Raw genomic sequence first — 2958 nt, 5'->3', positions numbered from 1 at the left:
CCCGGGCCTGGCTCAGGCCCAGCAGCGCGAGGTCACGCCGGGCGGCCTGGTTGCGCGGATCGCGCCCCAGCTCCTGGCGCAGCGTGGCACCGCCCTCGTCGAGCAGGCGCAGCGCCTCGTCGTGCTCGCCGGCGGCGCTGGCGATGCGCGCGGCCGAGATGCGCGCCAACCCTTGCTGATAGCGGTAGTTGCTGTTCTGCGGGTTGCCGCGCATGGCGGTGTCGCGCAGCCTGAGCATCGCCTCGGTGTCGCGCCGCGCCAGCGCGAGGTCGCCGATGAGCAGCGCCCAGTTCGCGCGCAACTGGTGGCCCCAGGCGGCCTGGTGCGCCCACTCGGCGGACTCCGGCTGCAGCGCGCGCAGGCGCCCGAAGAGCTCGACGGCCTCGGCCAGCGTGCGACCGGCGCCGGTGACGTCGCCGAGCTGGGCCTGCATCGGGCTGCCGCCCTGGATCAGGCCCATGCGGCCGGTGACGGTGGCGAGCTGGGCGAGGCTCTGAGGGTCATGCGGGTCCAATGCCAGCACCTGCTGGTTGAGGTCGCGGGCGCGCCGCAGCGCCGCAGCACTGTCGCCGAGCCGGCCGGCTCGGCTGGCGAGCAGGGCGCGGCCCTGATGCATGTCGGCGGCCTCGCGCAGCGCGGTCGCGTCACGCGCGACGGCGTCCAGGTAGAGCGGCTGCAGCGCGATGGCCTTGTCAATGTCGCGCCGGGCGGCGTCCAGCCGCTCCTGGCTGGGTGAGAAGCCGTCGCCCTGCAGCTCGGCGATGCGCGAATAGCTCTCGGCCAGCTCGCGTGCGAGCGCCGGCTGGCGCGCGAGGTCGGGGCCGAGTTCGGCAGCCAGGCCGTCGAGGTATCCCAGCGCGTCCTGCAGCAGGGCCTCGCGCGTGGCGAGACTGCCGGGCAGCTGGGCGATCTGGTCGTGATAGCGGAACACGAGTTGGCGCGCCAGCTCGCGCACCTGCGTGAAGCGCGCTTCCGCGCGCGCCTGGGCGGCGCGGGCCTCGCGCATCTGCCACAGCGTGCCGGCGAGGCCGGCAACCAGGGTCACCACCGCCACGCCAGCCAGGCCGACCGCGACGCGATGTCGGCCGACGAAGCGCGCCGCGAGATAGCCCGGCGTGGGTGCCCGCGCGCTGACCGGGCGCCCGCTCAGGTGGGCGTGCAGGTCTGCGGCCAGTGCATCGACGCTGGCGTAGCGGCGCGTCGGGTCCTTCTCCAGTGTCTTCAGCAGGATGTTGTCGAGATCGCCCTTCAGCCGCTTGCGCGTGCGCCACCAGTCCGGCGATGGCTCGGGCGGTTCGCCGAGGCTGGACGGGCGCGTGGGCGCCTCATCCAGCACCGCCTGGGCGAATGCCTGCGGCGTGCGCGCGTCGCGGCCGTAGGGGCGCTGGCCGGTCAGTAGCTGATAGAGCAGCACGCCCAGCGAATAGACATCGGTGGCCGTGCTGACCGGCTCACCGCGCACCTGCTCTGGGCTGGCGTGGCTAGGCGTGAAGGGACGTGCCTGGGTGTGCTCGACGCCGTCCGGAGCTTCCGTGGGATCCAGCGCCTTGGCGATGCCGAAGTCCAGCAGTTTGACCTGGTGGTCCGGTGTCACCAGCACGTTGCCCGGCTTGAGGTCCCGGTGCACGAGCAGGTGGCGGTGGGCATGGGCCACGGCGTCAGTGAGCTGCAGGAAGAGCCGCAGCCGCCCCTCCAGCGGCAACCCCGCGCAGGCGGCGTCGATGGGGCGGCCCAGCACCCGCTCCATGACGAAGTACGGCAGGCCCTGGGGGCTGAGGCCGGCATCCATCAGCCGTGCGATGCGGGGATGGTCCAGCCGCGCCAGCAGCTGGCGTTCCTGCGCGAAGCGCTGCAGCACGGCGGCCGAGTCCATGCCGCGCTTGAGCAGCTTGATGGCCGCCTCGCCTTCGTAGGCGCCGTCGTCGCGCCGCGCGAGCCACACCTCGCCCATGCCACCGCTCCCCAGCGGCTCGGTCAGCCGCCAGGGCCCTAGGCGCAGGCCCGGGTGGCCGGTGGCGGCGGCGGGCGTCGCGAGGAAGGCGGCGTCCGCCCGGGTGCCGTCCACGCTGTGCGTGAGCAGCGACAGCACCTCGGCGACGACCTCCGGCGGCTCGCCGCTGCTCTGCAGCCAGGCCGTGCGGGCGTCGGCGGGCAGGGCCTGTGCCGCGTCGAACAGCCGCCGCACGGCCGGCCACAGCGCGGGGGAGCACTTCGGCGTCGTCATGCCCGCAGTGTGCCTGCCCCGCGCCTGCCCGCAATCAGCGCGGCGCCTTGGTCAGCGCGATCAGCTCCTGGGTGCTGATCACGACCCCGGTCGGCGCCGGCAGCGTCATCGTCGTGATGCTCTTGGGGAGCATGAAGGGCACGGCGTCGGTGGCCCACAGCGCCACCTGCGTCGGCGCCGCGAAGCTGTCCTTCAGCAGCGGCAGCAACGTCGCCAGCAGCGGGCTCGACGATGCCGGGCCCTGGACCAGGAAGTCCTTGACTGTGAACTCGACGCGGAACTTGCACGCGTTGGCGAAGCTGCCGGCCGGGGTCGTGACCGTCTCGTTGGCATCGCGGTTGATCTGGAACTCGTACTTGATGACGATGGCGGTCGCGCCGCCCAGCGGCGCGAAGCCGTCGCTGACGCTCTTGCCCGTCACGGTGGCGGTGACGTTGATCTTGCCGCTGCCGCCCCCGGGAATGCCGGCGGCCGTGAGCCGCTGCTGCCAGTCGGGCGGGTCGTAGGTGGTGACGGTGTCGTTGGCACCTGGAGCCGCGGGGTTCTCGCCGAGCACGGCGCCGGTGGTCGGGTCCAGATAGACCGTGCCGGCGGCGATGCCATTGGCGGTCAGCGTGGCGACGGTGGCCGCCCGCCCGTTGTAGCTGCCGGCCGTGAAGTCGTACTTCACCGTTGTCGTCGTGGTGCCGGCCTGGTTGGAGGTCTGGCGCAGCGTCAGCGAGTCGCCGGCCTTG

The 2958-nt window shown here is 73.2% G+C and carries 2 protein-coding genes; both read right to left on the bottom strand.

Annotation, left to right across the window (positions count from 1 at the left end; all coding sequences use genetic code 11):
- Positions 1 to 2224 (bottom strand): serine/threonine-protein kinase (locus VGF12_RS09710; RefSeq protein WP_331175832.1); only part of this gene is annotated, 2224 nt, incomplete at its 3' end.
- Between the two features lie 34 nt (positions 2225 to 2258).
- The coding region (locus tag VGF12_RS09705) for a hypothetical protein (protein WP_331175831.1) at positions 2259 to 2958 on the bottom strand (700 nt) is incomplete at its 5' end.

The sequence above is a fragment of the Roseateles sp. genome, assembly GCF_036404855.1.
GTDB lineage: Bacteria > Pseudomonadota > Gammaproteobacteria > Burkholderiales > Burkholderiaceae_C > Pelomonas.
The sequence above is the reverse complement of the archived record's forward strand: the minus strand, read 5'-3'. Positions and strand labels throughout refer to the sequence as shown.